The sequence below is a fragment of the Longimicrobium sp. genome (genome assembly GCF_036280135.1).
Lineage (GTDB): Bacteria > Gemmatimonadota > Gemmatimonadetes > Longimicrobiales > Longimicrobiaceae > Longimicrobium.
Genome location: NZ_DASURI010000417.1, coordinates 1 through 16,747 on the forward strand (window position 1 = coordinate 1; position 16,747 = coordinate 16,747).

Genomic DNA, 16,747 nt, shown 5'->3' on the forward strand with positions numbered 1-16,747 from the left:
CCTCGCAACGCACAGGGAGACACCGTGTTGCTCGATACGGCCGCGGGCGTGCAGGACGCGCTCGCCGGGATCGCGGAAAAGGTCCGGGGCGGCGGACGCATCACCACCCCCGAGGCGCGCCTCCTGTGGGAGCACGCCAGCGACGACGAGCTCAAGGCGCTCGCCGGCGCCGTCCGCGCGCGCTACCACGCGCCGGACCGCGCCACCTACATGGTGATGCGCATCATCAACTACACCAACGTGTGCGTGGCGCAGTGCGACTACTGCGCTTTTTACGTGCTTCCCAACCAGGACGGCGGCTACGTCCTGTCCCGGGAAGACGTCTTTGCCAAGATCGACGAGCTGCTGGACGTCGGCGGCGACCTGGTGGGCTTCAACGGCGGCTTCAACCCCAAGCTGCCCCTGCACTTCTACGCGGACCTGTTCGCCGCCGTGCGCGAGCGCTACGGCGACCGGGTGGAGTTCTACGCGCTCACCATCGCCGAGTTCATGTACCTGGCGGACCGCGCCAGGCTCTCCCATCACGAGGCGGCGGAGCGGCTGCGCGACGCGGGTGTGTTCTGGATCACGGGCGGCGGGTCGGAGATCCTCACGGAAGACTTCCGAAAGCGCCACGCCAAGTTCAAGTACACCGTCAAGGAGTACTTCCAGGCCCAGCGTGCCATCGTGGAGACGGGGATGCGCACCACGGCCACGATGGTCATCGGCTTCGACGAGACGCTGGACGAGCGGCTGGAGCACCTGGAGCGCACCCGCGCCTTCCAGGACGACTGCATCCAGGACGGCTGGGAGGGCCTGTTCTCCTTCCTCTGCTGGACGTACAAGCCGTACGGCACGGACTTGGGCGGCGCCGAGATCACGCCGCGCGAGTACTGGCGCCACATGGCCCTGTGCCGCATCTACCTGGACAACGTCAAGCACTTTCGCACCTCCGTCCTCACGCAGAACGAGGAGGCGTTCCGCGCGCTGGAGTACGGCGCGGACGACTTTGACCTGCCGCTGGAGGACGAGGTGACGCAAAAGGCCGGCGCCCGCATCGAGCGCGACATGGAGGCGCTGCTGGAGGTGCCGCGCCGCCTGGGATACCAGGTGGAGTACCGCCACGCGGCCCGGCCGCCCGCGCTGGCTGCCAGCGCGTGAGCCGCCTGCTGGACGAGGTGCTGGACCTGTTCGGCTGGGCGCCGCCTCCCCCGCGGCCCCGGCCGAAATCGTCTGCGCCCCAGACGCCGCCCGCCGCGCCCGGCCGTCCCGCCGCCGCGTCGCCCAGGGCCGATCCGCGGCCGCACGCGTCCGCGCCGAAAGCCAGGCCGGAGCCGCGCTCCGTCCGCCCGGCGCCGTCCGGCCGGTCCGAGGCGCAGACGCTGGCCGTGATCGCGCGGGTCACGCCGCAGTTCTACAAGGTGGTGTACACGCGCAACCGGCGGATCATGGCCTCCGCGGCGGAGCGGGGCCGCGCCCTGCGGCTGAACGTGGCGTTTGCCGAGGCGCCGGACGACGTGCTGGTGGCCGTGGCGCGGCTGTTCACGGGCCGCGACGCGCGGACCCGGGCGCGGGCCAAGGCCGTCGTGCGCGAGTTCATCGACCGCATCCCGGCGGACCCGTCCGTGCCCCGCCGCCGCCCCCGCGCGCGCCGCGTGGAGCCGGGCGACCAGCCGCACCTGGACCGGCTGCTGGCGGAGTTCCGGCGGGTGAACGCGGAAAAGTTCGGCGGATCGCTCCCGGAGGTGCCGCTCTTCCTGAGCGGCAGCATGCGGCGGCGCAACGGCCACTTCTGCTCGCATCCGCTGGAGATCGTCATCTCCCGCCAGCTGTGCACGCACGGCGCGCCCGGCGAGTCGGAGCTGACCCTGCGGCACGAGATGATTCACCTGTGGCAGCACGTGGAAGGCAAGAAGCCCGACCACGGCGACGAGTTCCGCGCCTGGGCCCGGCGCCTGGACGTGCATCCGCGGGCCACGCGGCCCGTGCAGTGGAAGCAGCGGCCGCGGTCGGGGTGAACGGCGGACGGCCGGGAACTGCGGGGGACAGGGGACAGCCGGCAACGGCGGCGCGGGGCGGTTGTCTGTGCGGGATAGCTCATTTAAATTCCAAGTGGTTCCATTCTGCAACCACGGAGCACGCATGGCCAGCCTGACCATCAAGGGAATTCCGGACGAGCTGCTCGATGACCTCCGGCGGAGCGCGGAGGCGAACCGGCGCAGCATCAACAGCGAGGTCCTTCTTCGGCTGGAGCGATCGGTAGGGCGGGCGTCCATCGATCCGGAGGAATTCCTTTCGCGCGTTCGCGCCCGCCGCGCGCGGATGGAGCTTCCGCCGCTCACGGACGAGTTCCTGGCAGAGGCCAGGGCGGAAGGACGGCTGTGATCGTTTCGGACACCAACCTGATCGCGTATCTGCTGATCAGCGGATCGGCGACGGCGACGGCCGAAGCCGTGCTGGCCAAGGATCCCGCCTGGGCCGCTCCCGCGTTCTGGCGGAGCGAGATGCGCAACGTTCTCGCGGGATATCTCCGAAAGAGCCTGATGACGCTTCCGGATGCGCTCGGCATCATGGCGGATGCCGAGTCAATCCTGGCCGGGAACGAGCATCACGTCGATTCGGCGCCGGTGCTCGCGATGGCGTACAGCTCCGGCTGCACCGCATACGATTGCGAGTTCGTGTACCTGGCCCAGCTTCTCGGAATCCCGCTGGTCACCGCGGACAAAAAGGTCCTGCGGGAGTTTCCGCAGACCGCGATCTCTCCCGAGGACTTCGTCACGTGAAGCTGGACATCTTTCGAGTGCTTTCCCGCCGCGCCGCTCGGGTTGGCCGGCGCGGTCTTCGTTGAGGCAGGCCGAGTGAGCAATCCGTATCAGGAAGACCTGGAGCTGGCCATCCGCGCGGCGCGCGCGGCGGGCGAGTCCGTCTGGCGCGCGTTCCGGGTGGAGCAGGAGGTGCGCTACAAGTCCGCCGACCAGCCCGTGACCGAGGCGGACCTGGCCGCCGACCGCATCCTGCGCCGCATGCTCATGGAGGCCCGGCCGGACTACGGCTGGCTCTCCGAGGAGACGGCGGACTCGCCCGACCGGCTTTCGCGCACGCGGCTGTGGGTGGTGGACCCCATCGACGGCACCAACTCGTTCGTCCTGGGACGGCCGGAGTTCGCCATCTGCGTGGGGCTGGTGGACGCCGGGCGCGCCGTGTTGGGCGTGGTGCTCAACCCCGCCACGGACGAGGTGTTCAGCGCGGCCGTGGGCGGCGGCGCCTTTCGCGACGGCAAGCCCATCCGCGTGTCGGACGTGGGCGCGGGGGAGATGCCGCGCATCGTAGCGTCGCGCTGGGAGATGAAGCGCGGCGAGTTCGACGCGTTCGCCGCCGACTGGCGCGTGGAGCCCCTGGGGAGCACGGCGTACAAGATGTGCCGCGTGGCGCAGGGCGGCGCCGAGGCGTTCGTCTCGCGCGGGCCCAAGGCGGAGTGGGACATCTGCGCCGCCGAGGTGATCGTGGCGGAGGCCGGCGGCGTCGTGACCCGGCTGGACGGCACCCCCGCCGAGTACAACCGGCCCGAGCCCCAGTGGCGCGGCATCGCCGCCAGCAACGGCCGCGTCCACGACGAACTGCTCCGCCTGGCCACCGCGCCGCTCTGATCGGGGACGCGACGCGTCGATGAACCGCGTCGCGCGGGCCTGTCCCCCGCCGTCATTCTCCGTCGGGATCCGTCCCGTGCACGATGGCGCCGAGTGAAGAATCGGGTCGCGCCGCGCACAGACCTCGCCCGTGCGCGGACCCCTCGCGCGCGAACTCAGCGCGCGGGCGGGATCAGGCACTCCGGCGACCAGATTCTTCGCTCGGTCGGCGCCGGACGCATCACGGCAGGGACAGGCCCAGCCGGCGCCTCGGTCGGCTCAGAATGACAGCACGGGCGAGGGTAAAGAGAACTGCGACAACGGGATCCGTCCTATGCTGTCATTCTGAAGGAGGCGCCGTCGGGATCCGTCCTGTGCACGATGGCGCCGAGTGAAGAATCTGGCCGCGCCGCGCACAGACCTCGCCCGTGCGCGAACTCCTCGCGCGGAACTCAGCGCGCGGGCGGGACCACGCACTCTGGCGACCAGATTCTTCGCTCGGTCGGCGCCGGACGCATCACGGCAGGGCTAGACCCAGCCGGCGCCTCGGTCGCTCAGAATGACAGCGCGGGCGAGGGTAAAGAGAACTGCGACAACGGGGATTCTCCCGTGCACGGGACGGAAAGCTGAATGGCCCGCGACCAGGTTCGGTCGCGGGCCGTTCGTCATCCGATCCGCATCGTTCATCCACCGGCGGCTTCGTCGGCGAGGCGGGCGAGGTCGGCGCCCGTGAGGCGGAACACCGTCCACTCGTCCATGGGCCGCGCGCCCAGCGATCGGTAGAAGCGGATGGCGGACTCGTTCCAGTCCAGCACCCACCACTCCAGCCGCCCGCAGCCCCGCTCGCGCGCCAATCGGGCCAGGTGCGCCAGAAGCGCGCGCCCCGTGCCCCGTCCCCGCGCCTCCGGGCGGACGTACAGGTCCTCCAGGTACAGCCCCGGCTGCGCCAGGAACGTCGAGTAGTTGTGAAAGAACAGCGCGAACCCCAGCGGTTCGCCGTCCTCTTCCGCGATCACCACCTCCGCCGCCGGCCGCGGGCCAAAGAGCGTGGCCCGCAGCGTCTCCTCCGTCGCCACCACCTCGTGCAGCAGCCGCTCGTACTCCGCCAGCTCGCGGATGAAGCGCAGGATGAGCGGGACGTCCGCCTCGTTCGCGGAGCGGATGGTCGTCTGCATCGCCTCGTCAGGTGACCTGGAACGCGCCCTGGATGAGCATCTCCTCGCCGCCGATGCTGCACGACACGCGATAGCTGCCGGACGGCAGCCCGCCCGGCGTGTCTGCCCCCCAGCCGTGGATGAAGTAGCGCGCGCCGCTCCCGGGCGTGACCCGGATGGACGACGTGCCCTCGTTCACCACCTGGCCGGCGGCGTCGCGAATCCGGCACGTCACCGGGTACTCCGCGCCGGTGAGCGCCGTGGGATACTCGATCTGCAGCTGCATCCACACGCCGCGCGTGCTCGCCGCGGGAAAGCTGGTGGCGTACGCACGCCGGGCCAGCGGCAGGCCGGCCGATCCGGCCTCGTAGTACAGCACCTCGGCCACGTAGCCGTACAGCCCGGGGATCACGCCCGGCGCCGCCGCCCGCTCCGCCGGGGCGCCCACGGGCGCGAGCTCGTACTCGACCTTTCCTTCCTCGTGCAGGTTCTGCCACAGGAACAGCCGGTCGCCCGGATGCCGCACGACAAAGGTGTCCGTCACCGAGGTCATGGCGCCGGGATCCGTCATGCTGGTGATGTACAGCAGGTTGCCGTCGGGGCTGTACCCGCCGCTGGACCGCGACCAGGCAATGCCCTCGCGCTCGCGGCCGTGGACAAAGCGGCCGTCGGGCTGCAGGCGCAGGGAGCCGCGGATGGGCGTGCGCTCCACCGTGTTGTCCGGGTGGACGCGCACCATCCACCGGTACTCGTACTCGCCGGGCGGGATGGTGAAGGCGCCCGGCAGGGTCTGCGCGGCGGCCGGCACGACGGCCAGAAAGAGCGCGGCGGCAAGCGGGGAGAGGCGAATGCGGATCATGGGCTGGGGCGGGAATGGAAGAGGATGGATGAAGCCGCACGGAACCGGGGCGCGGGAAGGCCGCCTCATATCAGCGGCTGGAGCGTGTCCTCACCGGCGCTCCAGCCACTTCGATATCATGCTGGCCATCCGGCGCATCTTGGGGCCGTACGGCGGATAGTACAGCGGCGCCAGGCTCCAGCGCCCGGCGTGCAGCACGGCGCGCTCGTGGCTGAACGCGCGGAACCCCGCGTGGCCGTGGTAGCTGCCCTGGCCGCTCTCGCCCACGCCGCCGAACGGCAGGTCGGGGTTGGCCAGGTGGCAGATGACGTGGTTGACGATGGTGCCGCCCGCCGTCGTGCCGCGCACCACCTGCTTCGCCACCCTGCCGCTCTTCGTGAAGACGTACAGCGCCAGGGGCTTGGGCCGCGCGTTGACGTACGCCAGCGCGGCGTCCAGCGAGGGCACGGGGATCACGGGCAGGATGGGGCCAAAGATCTCCTCGCGCATCACGGGCGAGTCCGGCCGCACGTCCGAGAGGATCGTCGGCGCGACGTACCGCTGCGCGGCGTCCGTCTTGCCGCCCGTGACCACGCGCGCGCCGTCCGCCAGGGTGGCGCGCAGGGCGTCGTCCAGCCGCTGAAAGCCGCGGTCGTCCACGATGCGGGCAAAGTCCTGGCTGGCGCGCTGCACCTCGTCGTGCTCGCCGTAAAAGCGGCGGACGGCGCGGACGGCGGCGTCCAGGAACGCGTGCACGTCCGCCTCGTTCACCAGCACGTAGTCGGGGGCCACGCACGTTTGCCCCGCGTTGACGAACTTGCCCCAGACGATGCGCTCCGCCGCCTGCGCCACGTCGGCCGAGCGGTCCACGATCGCGGGTGACTTGCCGCCCAGCTCCAGCGTGACGCTGGCCAGGTGGTCGGCGGCGGCGTGCATGACCTTGCGGCCCACGGCCGTGCTGCCCGTGAAGAAGAAGTGGTCAAACGGCAGCCGCAGCAGCGCGTCGGCCGCGTCCACGCCGCCCAGCACCAAGCCCACCTCGTCCTCGGGGAACGCCTCGGCGACGATGCGCGCCATCACGGCGGAGGTGGCGGGCACCTTTTCGGACGGCCGCAGGATGCACACGTTGCCCGCCGCCACCGCGGCCACGAGCGGGCTGAAGAGCAGCTGGAACGGGTAGTTCCACGGGGCCAGGACGAGCACCTGCCCCCGCGGCTCGTGGACCACGCGGCTGCGCGTGCCGGCCAGCAGGGGCGTGGTGGGCACGCGGCGCGGCCGCATCCACTTTCGCAGGTGCCTGATGGTGTGCGAGATCTCGTTGAGCACCAGCTGCATCTCGGTGATCTCGAACTCCGGCGCGGGCTTGCGAAAGTCCGCCCACACGGCGTCGTACAGCGCCTGCCGGTGGTTGAGGATGGCCTTGCGCAGCCACCGCAGCCGGGCGATGCGCACCCTGGCGCTCGTCTGCGCCACGCGCCAGCGCGACCCGCGCTGCAGCTCGAACAGCCGCCGCGCGTGGGCGACCTGCGCCGCGTCGTCGGTAGACGGCGCGGCGGGCGCGTGCACGGGCGGGCTCATCAGGTCGGACATTGCATCACCTGCGCGAAAGGCGGCCGTTTTCTGCGAACCTCATCAGCATGGGACGAAAATCCCACGCGATCAAGCGGGGGCCGGGGCGGCGGATCCCGAACGGGCGATCCAGCTCCGCGCGGCGACCCGCATGATCGTGGTGCCGTAGAACGCGGCGGTAACCAACTGGAGCACGGAGCCCGGCCGCCCGATGCGCGTGCCGTCGGCGATGCTCACGGGACCGCCTCCTCCGCCTCGGGCTCGGGCGCGTCAGCCTCGCCGGCCTGGCTGGCCCACAGGCGGCGAAAGCGGCCGGCGGGGCGCTCCATCAGCGCCGCCCAGGTGCCGCTTTCCACCCAGCGGCCGCCCTCCATCACGTGCACCACGTCCGCGTCGCGCACGCTGGGCAGGCGGTGCGTGATCACCAGGATGGTCATCCGCCCGTGCAGCCCGCGGATGGCGTCGCGGATGCGCCGCTCGTTCTCGGAGTCCAGCGCGCTCGTGGCCTCGTCCAGAATCAGCAGGGCGGGGCGGCGCAGCAGGGCGCGGGCCAGGGCCAGGCGCTGCCGCTCGCCGCCGCTGAGCCGCACGCCGCGGTCGCCCACGGGGGTGGCCAGCCCGTCCGGCAGCGCGCGGACGAACGACTCCGCCGCGGCCAGCCGCAGCGCCTCCCACACCTCCGCCTCGGTGGCGTCGGGCTGTGCCCAGCGCAGGTTGGCCAGCACGGTGTCGTTGAAGAGCAGCGTGTCCTGCGCCACGTACCCGATCCCCGCCCGCCACGCCCGCAGCCAGCGTTCGTCCAGCGCGCGCCCGTCGACGGTGATGCGCCCCGACCGCGGCTGCACCAGCCCCAGCACCAGGTCCGCCACGGTGGTCTTGCCCGCGCCGGACGGGCCCACGACGGCCGTCGTTTGCCGCGCGGGGATCTCCAGCGTGAGCCCGTGCACGGCGTCGGCGCGGCCGGGCTCGTACGCGAACGACACGTCCTCGAAGCGGATGGACCGCGCCACCACCGCCCGCTCCGCCGTCTCGGACAATGCCTCGCGCTCCGCCTCCAGCGCGGCGATGCGGGCCTCGACCTCCTCCCACGCGGGCAGGTCGTGCGAGAGCATCTGGTAGACGTTCTGCAGGTTGGCCAGGCGCGGCACCAGCCGGTAGAAGATCAGCACCAGCAGCAGCACCGTGGAGCCGCTCACCTGGAGCACGGCCAGGGCCACGTACGCCATCACGGCCAGCATGACCACGGAGCCGGAGATGAAGCCGGCGCGCGCGTCGGCGTAGGTGCCCCAGGCCCGCATGCGCACCTCGGTGGCGCGGCGGGCCACGGCGGCGTACATGCGTGCGTTGCGCTCCTCCGCGCCGTAGCTCTTTACGACCTTGAGGGCGCCCAGGTGCTCCGTGGCGGCCGACACGAGCTCGGCCGAGACGGTGCTGATCTCCTGCCCGGCGGCGCGGGTGGCCACGCGGTTGCGGCGCAGCGTCACCAGCAGCACGCCGCCGCACGCCATGGCCACGCCCGTGAGCGCGGGCGACAGGCGCAGGGCCACGGCCAGGTACGCCAGGGCCAGCAGCGCGTGGACGAAGAAGGTAAGGAGGAACGCGGCGGCGCTGCCCACGCGGTCCACCTCGGTCGTGAGGCCCGTGAGCAGGTCGGAGCCGCGCGCGCGGGCCAGCGGCAGCCAGCGCGCCCCCGCGATGGCGTCGTACAGGCGCGTGCGGGCGTCCAGCGACACCTCCAGCTCCATGCGGTTGGCCACCAGGTTCTGCGTGCGCTGCAACAGGGCCAGGGCCACGGCCAGCACGACGAACACGGTGAGCACGGGCCCCAGCGTGGGCTGCCAGCCCACGGCCCGGAACGCGTCGCCCACCGTCCGCACGAGCGTCCCCGCGGCGCCCCGCGGGGTGCCGATCCCCGCCAGGGCCAGCAGCTGCGCCAGCAGCAGCACGCCCGCCGCCTCCGACGCCGTCACGGCCAGCGACAGGGCCACGCCGGCGGCGATGCGCCGGGGCATCAGCCGGGTCATGGCGCGGAAAAAGCGCCAGGCGATCCCCATCATCCGCCGCGCCTCCGGCCGTAGCGCGCGGCCAGCCGCAGGGGCCGCAGCACGCGGTACAGCGGCGCCAGGGCGTCCGGCAGCCGCACCCACGTCCAGTCTTCGGGCGACGGCAGGAACAGCCAGCGCGCGGCGTAACGCGCCCGCTGCGACGGGCCGTCCATCAGCCGCGCGTTGAAGCGCAGGTTGGCGGGCGTGGCTTCGTCCGTGTCCACGTCGTCCGCGAACCACAGGCCGCGCGCCTCCGCCGCCAGCGCATCGAGGGACTGATCGGTCTCGATGGATGCCTCGACGTCCGCCGGGAGCGCCAGCCCCAGAGCGTCGCGGGCCAGGAGCAGTGCCAGCAGCGTCGCCCGCCGCGCGCCGGCCTCTCCCGCGCGGCGGAGGACGGCGGACAGGTCCACCGCCGCGCGGACGGCCAGGGCGGCGGCGCAGGCCAGCCACTCCAGCCGCGCCCAGCGGTGCTTGGCGCCGTGCAGGCAGAGCGCCAGGAACAGGTCGTCGTCCGCGGGGGCGGGCACGTCCCCGCCGCCGATGGGCACGGGCCGGGCGCGCGCCATCAGCCGTTCCGTCGGCAGCTCCGCCACGAAGCGGGTGGACGACACGCGGCCGTGCAGTTCCACGAGCCCGCCGGTCCGGGGATGATGATACGGGTAGTCGCCGTCCACGCGCCGGAACGCCGCGTCCTGCGCGGGCGTGAAGTGATAGGTGGACACGTAGCCGTGCGTGCGGAGCACGCCCTCCGCCGTGGGCACGTCCGCCGGGCGGACGAGCAGGTCCAGGTCGCTGTAGGTGCGCAGGGCAAGGTGCCCGTACGCGCGGACGGCCAGCGCCGGCCCCTTGTACGCCAGCGCGCGGACGCCCGCTTGGTCGAGCGCGTCCAACAGCCGGCGCAGCTCGCCCGCCAGCTGCAGGGCGTGCCGCGCGTTGACGGCGTACGCGGAGCGCAGGTGAGACCGAACGGTCTCCGGCACGTCCGCCCGTTCCGCGAGGGCGCGGTGGGCCAGCGGCAGGAGTCGATTCCGTTCCGCGAGGGCCAGGAACGCGTCCCAGTCCACGCCCGACGCAACGGTCTGCGCAAGCGCGGGCGCGGCGCCGTCCGCGTCGAACGACGCGCGGGTGCACGCCCGCAGCAGCGTGTGCGCGGGCGGGGCGGATGCGTCGGGGGCGCGCGGCGGATGGGGGCGGAGGATGGGCATCATCCGCAATCTACACCCGGCACGGACCTGCTGTCATTTCGGGGGATGATCACGCCACGGGTTGGTCGCGGGCGGAGAGCAGGGCGCCATTCCGCGAAGCGTCATCCTGAGGAGCCGCCGCGTGATCTACGTCCAGGCGTGATCTATGGCGGCGACGAAGGATCTTGCCCGCGAAGCTCGGGGGTGACCCTCGTGCACGGAAGTCACTTCCGAGTCCCGCACACAAGATCCTTCGGTCGCGCCGAAGCCCTGCGTGCGTTCGTGTTGTGCGCGGCGCTCCCTCAGGATGACGCATCGCGGACGCGGGTTCCCGAACAGCCTCTGAAGGAGGCGCCGCCAGGATCCGTCGCGCGACGGATGGCGCCGTGTGAAGAATCGGTCGCGCCGCGCCCGGACCTTGCCCGTGCACGACGACAGCACGGGCGAGACACGACGAACGGCGGGGCTCACGCCCCATACTGCTCGGACAGGCGGCCCACGCGGGTCAGGGCATCCTCCCAGCGGGCAAAGCGCGCGGGAAAGGCGGCCTGCAGCGCCCGCGCGATCTCCTCCAGCGTGGCGCCGCCGTCCATCCGCTCCAGCACCATCCGGTCGATGCGCCCCTCCTCGCCCAGCACGGGGCGATGATCGTGCGCGCGGCGGCGCAGCTTGGCCGGCGAGAGGGGCTCCGCCAACGTCGTGGACTGGCGAAAGTGCACGGAATCCGCCGCCGCGCGGTGAATGCTCGTCTCCCACACCCACACGTAGTCGTCCCCTACCAGCCGCCCCTGCAGCCGCACGACGATGCGGTCCTCCGCGCGGACGGCGACGGGCTCCGCGAAGGGGACGAACGGCGTGCCGTAGATGGTTTCCGGCGCGCCCGGGCCCGTGGACCAGCCGATCCCCTCCGCCAGCTCCGCCTGGAACCACAGCGACAGGCCGTGCGCCGTCCCGTCCCGCGCCACTCTCCACTCCAGCGACGCGCGCGTGTCCGGATCCGTGCGGGTCGCGTAGTCCAGCACGTCCCAGGCGCACGGCCGCGCCAGCAGCGCCTCCGTGCCCAGCCGGGCCTTGGCCCAGGTGTTCACGGCCTGCCGCCGCGCGGCCGTCATCCGCAGCCCCAGGTCGCCCTCCTCCCACGGGCCCACGAGGCGCCCGTACACGTCCGCTGCCTCCACGGGCGCGGCGAAGAGCACGTCCGCGCGGGGGATGAGCGTGCCGCCGGGCGCCAGCAGCCGCGCCCGCGCGTCGGCGATGGACGGCACGTGGTGCTGAAAGAGGGGAAGCGCGCCGCGCAGGTCGCTCACGATGACGTTCGCCCGCTCGGGGAGGTCGATCTCCGTGGAGACGCCCTGGATGAGCTCGATGCGGTCCCCGAAGCCGTTCTCCCGCGCGATGGCGCGCGCCGTGTGGATGGCCTCCGCCGGCTCCACGGCGTACACGCGGCGCGCGCCGGCCCGGCAGGCCAGGAGGGAGAGGATGCCCGCGCCCGCGCCGATGTCCAGCACCACGTCGCCGGGGCGGACGACCCGCGCGATGGCGGCGGCGTACGCGCCCGTCCGCACGCGGTCCGCCACCATGTCGCCGTATCCGCCCAAGGCGTAGGTCTCAGGCATCCGTTCCTCCCATCCGCATCGTCCGCGCGGTGAAGTCCGCCTCGATGGCGTCGCACAGCGCGCCCACGCGCCGCGGGTCCGCGTGCGGGATCACGCGGACCACGGGGAGCGCGCGCGCCACGCGGCCAAACACGGCCAAGTCGCGCGCGCGGGCGGCGGCGTCCGGCAGCCATCCCATGTACGCGTTGCCCACCAGCTGCAGCACGGCCTCCGCGGGCGGCAGGGGCTCCAGCCGCGGCGCGTCGTCCTCCTCGCGCCCGCCCAGGACGTAGACGGCCCCCAGGGGCAGGGGCGCGTCGTGAAAGGCGCCCGCCGCGGCCAGGTCGCGAAAGCGCTTGTCCCAGTTGGGCGTAAGCGGAGGAAGGTCGCCCGTGCCCAGGGCGGGGAGCACGTCGGGCCACAGGCGCAGGTGGGGATAGGCGGGCTGAACGCAAAGGCCGTCCGCGCCCTCCCGCAGCGCGACGACATCGTCCGCCAGGACGGGGCGGCCCCGCGCGGCAAAGGCGGCGGCCGTGGTGGACTTGCCCGCGCCCGCCGGCCCGCAGATCGCGACCGTCCGGTCTCCCAGCGCGACGGCGCTGGCGTGCAGGGCGGGGATGCCCCGCAGCCGCAGCACGAAGCCGAAGAGGGAGCCCAGCAGGTAGGTGGCCGCGTCCTCCAGCGTGAGCGGCGCGGGCCACGTGCAGGCCACGCGCGTGCCCGCCGCGTCCACCCGCAGCTCCGTTCCGTCCGCGTAGTGGAATCGAAAGAACGCGCCGTCCGCGCTCCGGTACGCCCGCAGCGACGGCTCCTCCGTAAGCGTGACGCGGGGGGACGTGTACCAGGGCAGCTCGGGCACGGGGGGAAAGACGTGGGGCGGCACGGCGCCCAGCCACATCCGCAGGTCCGCGGGGCCAGGCGCGCCGGCGGGGGCCAGGCCGGGAAGCGGCCGGTCGGTCTCCACGGAGAGGCCGTACAGGCGGTAGCGCACGCGGGTGAACGGCCTCAGGTCATCGTGTTGGACGAGTTGCCGGGGTCGTTCATGTTCTTGGTCAGGTTGGTGAGGGTCACGTCGCGCAGGTCGCCGTAGATGGTCAGGCGGGGCGGCGCGTACGGCTTGCGGGGCCGGTGGGGCTTGGGATTCTGCATGGCGTCCGGTCATCCCGAACCAACCGCCTCGCACGAACGTCGCCGTGGGCGCGAAACACGCGCCCCTCAGGTCATCGACGTGGAGGAGTTGCTCGGGTCGTTCATGTTCTTGGTCAGGTTCGTAAGCGTCACCTCGCGCAGGTCGCCATAGACGGTCAGGCGCGGGGGCGCGTACGGCTTGCGGGCGCTCATCATCGGCGTTTCCATGCAAATACTCTCCATTCCGGTGTGACTTACCTCGTGCGGTTCACGCCGGCCAGCCACAGCGACAGGGCCAGCGGGCGAACGTCCTCCCAGGTTCGAACGGGCGGCGCGGGCGACCGTCCCCCCATGGCGGCGGGGACGCGGGCGACGTCCACCCAGCGCGCCACCTCGTCGCCGATCGTCCGTCCGCCCAGCCAGGCGTCGCCGTCGCGCGCCCGGCGCAGGGCCAGGGGATCGCCCGTGAGCGGCGTCTTGGGGCGGCGCAGGAACGCTTCCGGCAAGAATCTGCGCATCCCTATGCGCAGCAAGCCCTTATCATTATACCACTGCGCGGGCGGAACGGACAACCAGTACGAGATCACCCGCAGGTCGAAGAACGGGTGGCGCACCTCGAGGGGCACGCCCGTCACGCCGGGATCGTACGACAGGAAGAGCGTCTGCCAGAGCGGGGCCACGAGCGTCTCGTACGCCTCGGGCCGCAGGCGGTGCGCGGGCACGTCCCACGCGTTCCACGCGGCGAGCCGCTCGGCCAGCCCCACGCGCCGCGCGAGCTCCGGCGCGATCCACGCGGGCGCCTCGGCCGTCCACGGCCGCGCGCCGCCGCGCTCCGCCAGCCAGGTGCGCACGCCGGGGCGGGGCAGGCGCCGGTGCCACCACGCGTACTGCGCCGCCTCCGTCGCCGCGCGCAGCAGCCGTCCGCGCGCCGCCAGCCGCGTGAGCCGGGAGCGCGTCTCGCGCTGCACGGGGTCGCCGCCCTGGCCCGTGATGAGCACGCGGGCGTGGGCGGCGGCCTGGCGCAGCTGGTCGGCCTCGATGGCGCCCAGCACGTTGTCCGTGGGCTGCGGGCGGCGCAGCTCCGGCGCGTCCCACCGGCCGAACACGGCGTAGTCGTCCACGGGGAGGAAATGGACGGGGATGCCCAGCGCGTCCGCCGCCAGTTGCGTGTACGGGCGCTCCTCGTCCGGCATCAGCCGCGCGTAGTGCGCCGTGTAGCCCCGCAGCGCCGTCCGCCGCTCGCCCCGTCGCACCGTGTCCACCGCCAGCGCGGCCAGCGAGGTGGAATCGCGTCCGCCGCTGAGAAAGAAGGCGGCGGACCCGTTCGGCAGGCGGTCGCGCACGGCCGTCCGCAGCGTCTCCAGCCCGCCTTCCACCACGTCGCGCACGCGGGTGGACGGGAGCGCGGCGGGCTCCACGGGCAGCTGCCAGTAGCGGTGGAGGGAGACGTGCCCGTCCTCCATCACCAGCGAATGCGCGGGGGGGAGCTGGCGGATGGCGGCGTAGACGGTGGCGTGGGCCTGGGTGTCGCCGTGGACGAGGAAGTCCGCGATCCACGCCTCGTCCAGCTCGCCGCTCACGGCCGGGTGCAGCCGCACGCAGTCCAGGGTGTTGCCCAGGACGAGCGCGCGAAAGGTCCGCGCGTAGAAGAACGGCTTTACGCCGAGATGATCGCGCGCGCAGAACAGGCGGCGGCGCCCCGCGTCCCACACGGCGAAGCTGAAGTCGCCCAGCAGGCGGGCCGGGGCGTCCAGCCCCCACACGCGTACGGCGTGCAGGATGAGCTCCGCCGCGGGCGCGTCGACCTCGACCCGGACGTCCGCCGCCCGCAGCGCGCGGACCAGGTCCTCGCGCCCGTCGATGCGCGCGTCGGCCACGATCCACGAGCGCCCGTCCAGCGACAGGGGCTGGGGGACGTCCTCGCCGGGGTCGCCCGTGCGCAGCAGGCCGTGGGCGAGCCCGGCCGGTCCGGCGGACCACGAGCGCGTGCCGTCCGGGCCCCGCGCGGCCAGGCAGGCGGCCATCCGCGCCGGGAGCCCGGGGTCCACGGGCGCGCCGTCCAGGCTCACGACGCCGGCGATGCCGCTCATCCGCCGCGGACCTCGATCGACGTCACGCCGCCGGCTGGACCTCGACCAGGCCGCGGCCGGCCAGCGCGTCGAGAAGCGCCAGCAGGTCGCGCTCCGCCGTGGGGGCGTCCACCTCCCACTCCGCCACGACGGCGTCGCGCAGCTCGGCCACGGTGCGGGGCTGCTCCAGCAGGGTCCACACGCGGGCGCCCACGGGGTCCAGGCCGTAGTACACGCCGTCGGCCAGGGACAGGATCACGGCCTCGCCCTCCACCTCCACCGACACCTGGTCCCGCGCGGCCACCACGCGGGTGTCCGCGTCCATCGGCAGGGGCATCAGCGATCGGAGGCGGCCAGGCCGGCGTCCACCAGGCGGTCCAGGATGGCCGCGATCACCCGCAGCTCGGCGGGCGGCGGGTCCAGCATGCCGTCGGGGACGGAGTCCAGGAAGCGGTCGTACGCCGTGAACGCCGCTTCCCACCGCTCGCCCGCGATGTAGCGCTGCCGCCCGTCCACGAACGCCGGCTCCACGGCCGCCAGCCCCGCCAGGGCGCGGACGAGGGCCTCGGCCGTGTCCTCCGGCTGGCCGGGGATGCAGGCGCGCAGGGCGGCCAGCACGCGGCGGGCCTCGTCCGTGTCCAGGCCGGGGCGCGACAGCAGCCCGCAGACCACGCGCTGCGCCTCGGCGGTAAAGGCGGTGGAGTCTGCCCAGTCGCGGGGGCGCTGCAGGGTGCCGGAGCAGGCCTCCTGGTGCGCGGCGGCGGCCTCGCCCAGCACGGCGTCGGCGATGCCGCGGGTGCGGAACGCCGTGCGCCCGCTCACCTGGCGAAAGAGGGCGCCCTCGATGTCGCGGACGGGCACCACGGGGTAACCCATCCCGGCGATGCCGCTGCCCGTGGGGATGGGGCCCGTGACGTCGGAGCGAAACGGCTGGGCCTGGGCCGCCGCGGGGAGCGCGGCGGCGGCCAGGGCCAGCAGGAGCGTGCGGTGGATGCGGTTCATCGTCCGGTGAACGGCTGGCGGATGGAAAGGCCGTAGCCCAGGGACAGGATGAAGCGGGCGCCGTCGCCCGCGTTGCCGGTCAGGTCCGCCACGCCCGCCGTGACGACGAAGGGCACGCGGCGCACGGGGGTGATGGACGCGGCCAGGTTCAGGTCCTGGCCCGTCCAGTCGGCCATGACGGAGACGGGGTCGCTGATGCGCAGCCCCGCGGCGGCAAAGACGTTGACCGTCTCCCTGCCCGCCGCGTCGTCGTCCTCGAAGCGAAAGCGGCCGTTGCCGATGCCCAGCGTGAACACGCCCAGGCTGAACCGGTCCGCGGGGTTCTCGCGCAGGGCCATGGTGTGCGTGGCCACGGCGTACACGCTGCCGTTGTCGTCGGATCCGCCCCACAGCACGGCGTTCTCCCAGCCCACGGCCACGCTGGTGTTGCGGGGCAGGGCGCGGTGCAGCTTGAAGCTCAGCCCGCCCGTCTCCAGGGGGGCGCCGCGCAGGGTGGAGTACGAGGTGAGGGCCACCTCCAGCGCCACCACGCGCCGGGTGCCGATGCCCACGCCC

Annotated in this window: 18 protein-coding genes and 1 pseudogene; 5 read left to right on the forward strand and 14 right to left on the reverse strand. The window is 73.2% G+C overall.

Features of this window, described 5'->3' with window-relative positions:
- Positions 1-24: 24 nt before the first annotated feature.
- The 5 genes from VFZ20_RS13295 to VFZ20_RS13315 all read left to right on the forward strand — a co-directional run bounded on the left by VFZ20_RS13295 (position 25) and on the right by VFZ20_RS13315 (position 3,626).
- Complete coding sequence (locus tag VFZ20_RS13295) at positions 25-1,140, forward strand: radical SAM protein (protein ID WP_329684377.1); 1,116 nt, start codon at positions 25-27, stop codon at positions 1,138-1,140.
- Complete coding sequence (locus VFZ20_RS13300) at positions 1,137-1,997, forward strand: SprT-like domain-containing protein (RefSeq protein WP_329684378.1); 861 nt, start codon at positions 1,137-1,139, stop codon at positions 1,995-1,997. The genes VFZ20_RS13295 and VFZ20_RS13300 overlap by 4 nt, the downstream gene beginning before the upstream one ends.
- Before the next feature lie 124 nt (positions 1,998-2,121).
- Entirely contained in the window at positions 2,122-2,364 is a 243-nt protein-coding gene (locus VFZ20_RS13305) for a FitA-like ribbon-helix-helix domain-containing protein (protein WP_329684379.1), read from the forward strand.
- Positions 2,361-2,762 carry a type II toxin-antitoxin system VapC family toxin gene (locus VFZ20_RS13310; protein WP_329684380.1) on the forward strand — a complete coding sequence of 134 codons (402 nt, stop codon included), beginning with the start codon at positions 2,361-2,363 and terminating at the stop codon, positions 2,760-2,762. The genes VFZ20_RS13305 and VFZ20_RS13310 overlap by 4 nt, the downstream gene beginning before the upstream one ends.
- A gap of 75 nt (positions 2,763-2,837) precedes the next feature.
- Complete coding sequence (locus tag VFZ20_RS13315) at positions 2,838-3,626, forward strand: 3'(2'),5'-bisphosphate nucleotidase CysQ (RefSeq protein WP_329684381.1); 789 nt, start codon at positions 2,838-2,840, stop codon at positions 3,624-3,626.
- A gap of 662 nt (positions 3,627-4,288) precedes the next feature.
- Here VFZ20_RS13315 and VFZ20_RS13320 read toward each other — a convergent pair.
- The 14 genes and pseudogenes from VFZ20_RS13320 to VFZ20_RS13385 form a co-directional block, all read right to left on the reverse strand.
- Positions 4,289-4,780, reverse strand: a complete 492-nt coding sequence (locus VFZ20_RS13320; protein ID WP_329684382.1) for a GNAT family N-acetyltransferase — start codon at positions 4,778-4,780, stop codon at positions 4,289-4,291.
- Positions 4,781-4,787: 7 nt separating this feature from the next.
- Positions 4,788-5,618 carry a hypothetical protein gene (locus tag VFZ20_RS13325; RefSeq protein ID WP_329684383.1) on the reverse strand — a complete coding sequence of 277 codons (831 nt, stop codon included), beginning with the start codon at positions 5,616-5,618 and terminating at the stop codon, positions 4,788-4,790.
- Positions 5,619-5,708: 90 nt separating this feature from the next.
- The gene (locus VFZ20_RS13330; protein WP_329684384.1) at positions 5,709-7,187 is read right to left on the reverse strand and encodes an aldehyde dehydrogenase family protein; all 1,479 of its coding nucleotides are present in this window, start codon (positions 7,185-7,187) and stop codon (positions 5,709-5,711) included.
- 69 nt (positions 7,188-7,256) lie between these two features.
- The gene (locus tag VFZ20_RS13335; RefSeq protein ID WP_329684385.1) at positions 7,257-7,403 is read right to left on the reverse strand and encodes a hypothetical protein; all 147 of its coding nucleotides are present in this window, start codon (positions 7,401-7,403) and stop codon (positions 7,257-7,259) included.
- Positions 7,400-9,223, reverse strand: coding sequence for an ABC transporter ATP-binding protein (locus VFZ20_RS13340; RefSeq protein ID WP_329684386.1), 1,824 nt, complete (start codon positions 9,221-9,223; stop codon positions 7,400-7,402). Before VFZ20_RS13340 ends, VFZ20_RS13335 begins: the two co-directional genes overlap by 4 nt.
- The gene (locus VFZ20_RS13345; protein ID WP_329684387.1) at positions 9,220-10,422 is read right to left on the reverse strand and encodes a nucleotidyltransferase family protein; all 1,203 of its coding nucleotides are present in this window, start codon (positions 10,420-10,422) and stop codon (positions 9,220-9,222) included. The genes VFZ20_RS13340 and VFZ20_RS13345 overlap by 4 nt, the downstream gene beginning before the upstream one ends.
- A 443-nt stretch (positions 10,423-10,865) precedes the next feature.
- Positions 10,866-12,014 (reverse strand): 50S ribosomal protein L11 methyltransferase, encoded by a 1,149-nt coding sequence (locus tag VFZ20_RS13350; protein WP_329684388.1) that lies wholly within the window; start codon positions 12,012-12,014, stop codon positions 10,866-10,868.
- The gene (locus VFZ20_RS13355) at positions 12,007-12,984 is read right to left on the reverse strand and encodes a hypothetical protein (RefSeq protein ID WP_329684389.1); all 978 of its coding nucleotides are present in this window, start codon (positions 12,982-12,984) and stop codon (positions 12,007-12,009) included. Before VFZ20_RS13355 ends, VFZ20_RS13350 begins: the two co-directional genes overlap by 8 nt.
- A 14-nt stretch (positions 12,985-12,998) precedes the next feature.
- A complete protein-coding gene (locus VFZ20_RS13360) occupies positions 12,999-13,142 on the reverse strand; it encodes a lasso RiPP family leader peptide-containing protein (protein ID WP_329684390.1) in 144 nt (47 codons plus the stop codon).
- Positions 13,143-13,208: 66 nt separating this feature from the next.
- Entirely contained in the window at positions 13,209-13,349 is a 141-nt protein-coding gene (locus VFZ20_RS13365; protein ID WP_329684391.1) for a lasso RiPP family leader peptide-containing protein, read from the reverse strand.
- A gap of 26 nt (positions 13,350-13,375) precedes the next feature.
- The gene (locus tag VFZ20_RS13370) at positions 13,376-15,211 is read right to left on the reverse strand and encodes an asparagine synthetase B family protein (protein ID WP_329684392.1); all 1,836 of its coding nucleotides are present in this window, start codon (positions 15,209-15,211) and stop codon (positions 13,376-13,378) included.
- Positions 15,212-15,233: 22 nt separating this feature from the next.
- Positions 15,234-15,527 (reverse strand): PqqD family protein, encoded by a 294-nt coding sequence (locus tag VFZ20_RS13375; protein WP_329684393.1) that lies wholly within the window; start codon positions 15,525-15,527, stop codon positions 15,234-15,236.
- Positions 15,527-16,192 carry a hypothetical protein gene (locus tag VFZ20_RS13380; protein ID WP_329684394.1) on the reverse strand — a complete coding sequence of 222 codons (666 nt, stop codon included), beginning with the start codon at positions 16,190-16,192 and terminating at the stop codon, positions 15,527-15,529. The genes VFZ20_RS13375 and VFZ20_RS13380 overlap by 1 nt, the downstream gene beginning before the upstream one ends.
- Positions 16,189-16,747: pseudogene (locus VFZ20_RS13385) on the reverse strand (S-layer homology domain-containing protein); the annotation flags it as partial. The gene VFZ20_RS13380 and the pseudogene VFZ20_RS13385, both read right to left, overlap by 4 nt.

What these genes read in the sequence shown, in the direction of transcription:
- VFZ20_RS13305 (WP_329684379.1), top strand. Translation starts at nt 2,122, where the DNA reads ATGGCCAGCCTGACCATCAAGGGAATTCCGGACGAGCTGCTCGATGAC.
- VFZ20_RS13320 (WP_329684382.1), bottom strand. Translation starts at nt 4,780, where the DNA reads ATGCAGACGACCATCCGCTCCGCGAACGAGGCGGACGTCCCGCTCATC.
- VFZ20_RS13325 (WP_329684383.1), bottom strand. Translation starts at nt 5,618, where the DNA reads ATGATCCGCATTCGCCTCTCCCCGCTTGCCGCCGCGCTCTTTCTGGCC.
- VFZ20_RS13330 (WP_329684384.1), bottom strand. Translation starts at nt 7,187, where the DNA reads ATGTCCGACCTGATGAGCCCGCCCGTGCACGCGCCCGCCGCGCCGTCT.
- VFZ20_RS13340 (WP_329684386.1), bottom strand. Translation starts at nt 9,223, where the DNA reads ATGATGGGGATCGCCTGGCGCTTTTTCCGCGCCATGACCCGGCTGATG.
- VFZ20_RS13345 (WP_329684387.1), bottom strand. Translation starts at nt 10,422, where the DNA reads ATGATGCCCATCCTCCGCCCCCATCCGCCGCGCGCCCCCGACGCATCC.
- VFZ20_RS13350 (WP_329684388.1), bottom strand. Translation starts at nt 12,014, where the DNA reads ATGCCTGAGACCTACGCCTTGGGCGGATACGGCGACATGGTGGCGGAC.
- VFZ20_RS13360 (WP_329684390.1), bottom strand. Translation starts at nt 13,142, where the DNA reads ATGCAGAATCCCAAGCCCCACCGGCCCCGCAAGCCGTACGCGCCGCCC.
- VFZ20_RS13365 (WP_329684391.1), bottom strand. Translation starts at nt 13,349, where the DNA reads ATGGAAACGCCGATGATGAGCGCCCGCAAGCCGTACGCGCCCCCGCGC.
- VFZ20_RS13370 (WP_329684392.1), bottom strand. Translation starts at nt 15,211, where the DNA reads ATGAGCGGCATCGCCGGCGTCGTGAGCCTGGACGGCGCGCCCGTGGAC.
- VFZ20_RS13375 (WP_329684393.1), bottom strand. Translation starts at nt 15,527, where the DNA reads ATGCCCCTGCCGATGGACGCGGACACCCGCGTGGTGGCCGCGCGGGAC.
- VFZ20_RS13380 (WP_329684394.1), bottom strand. Translation starts at nt 16,192, where the DNA reads ATGAACCGCATCCACCGCACGCTCCTGCTGGCCCTGGCCGCCGCCGCG.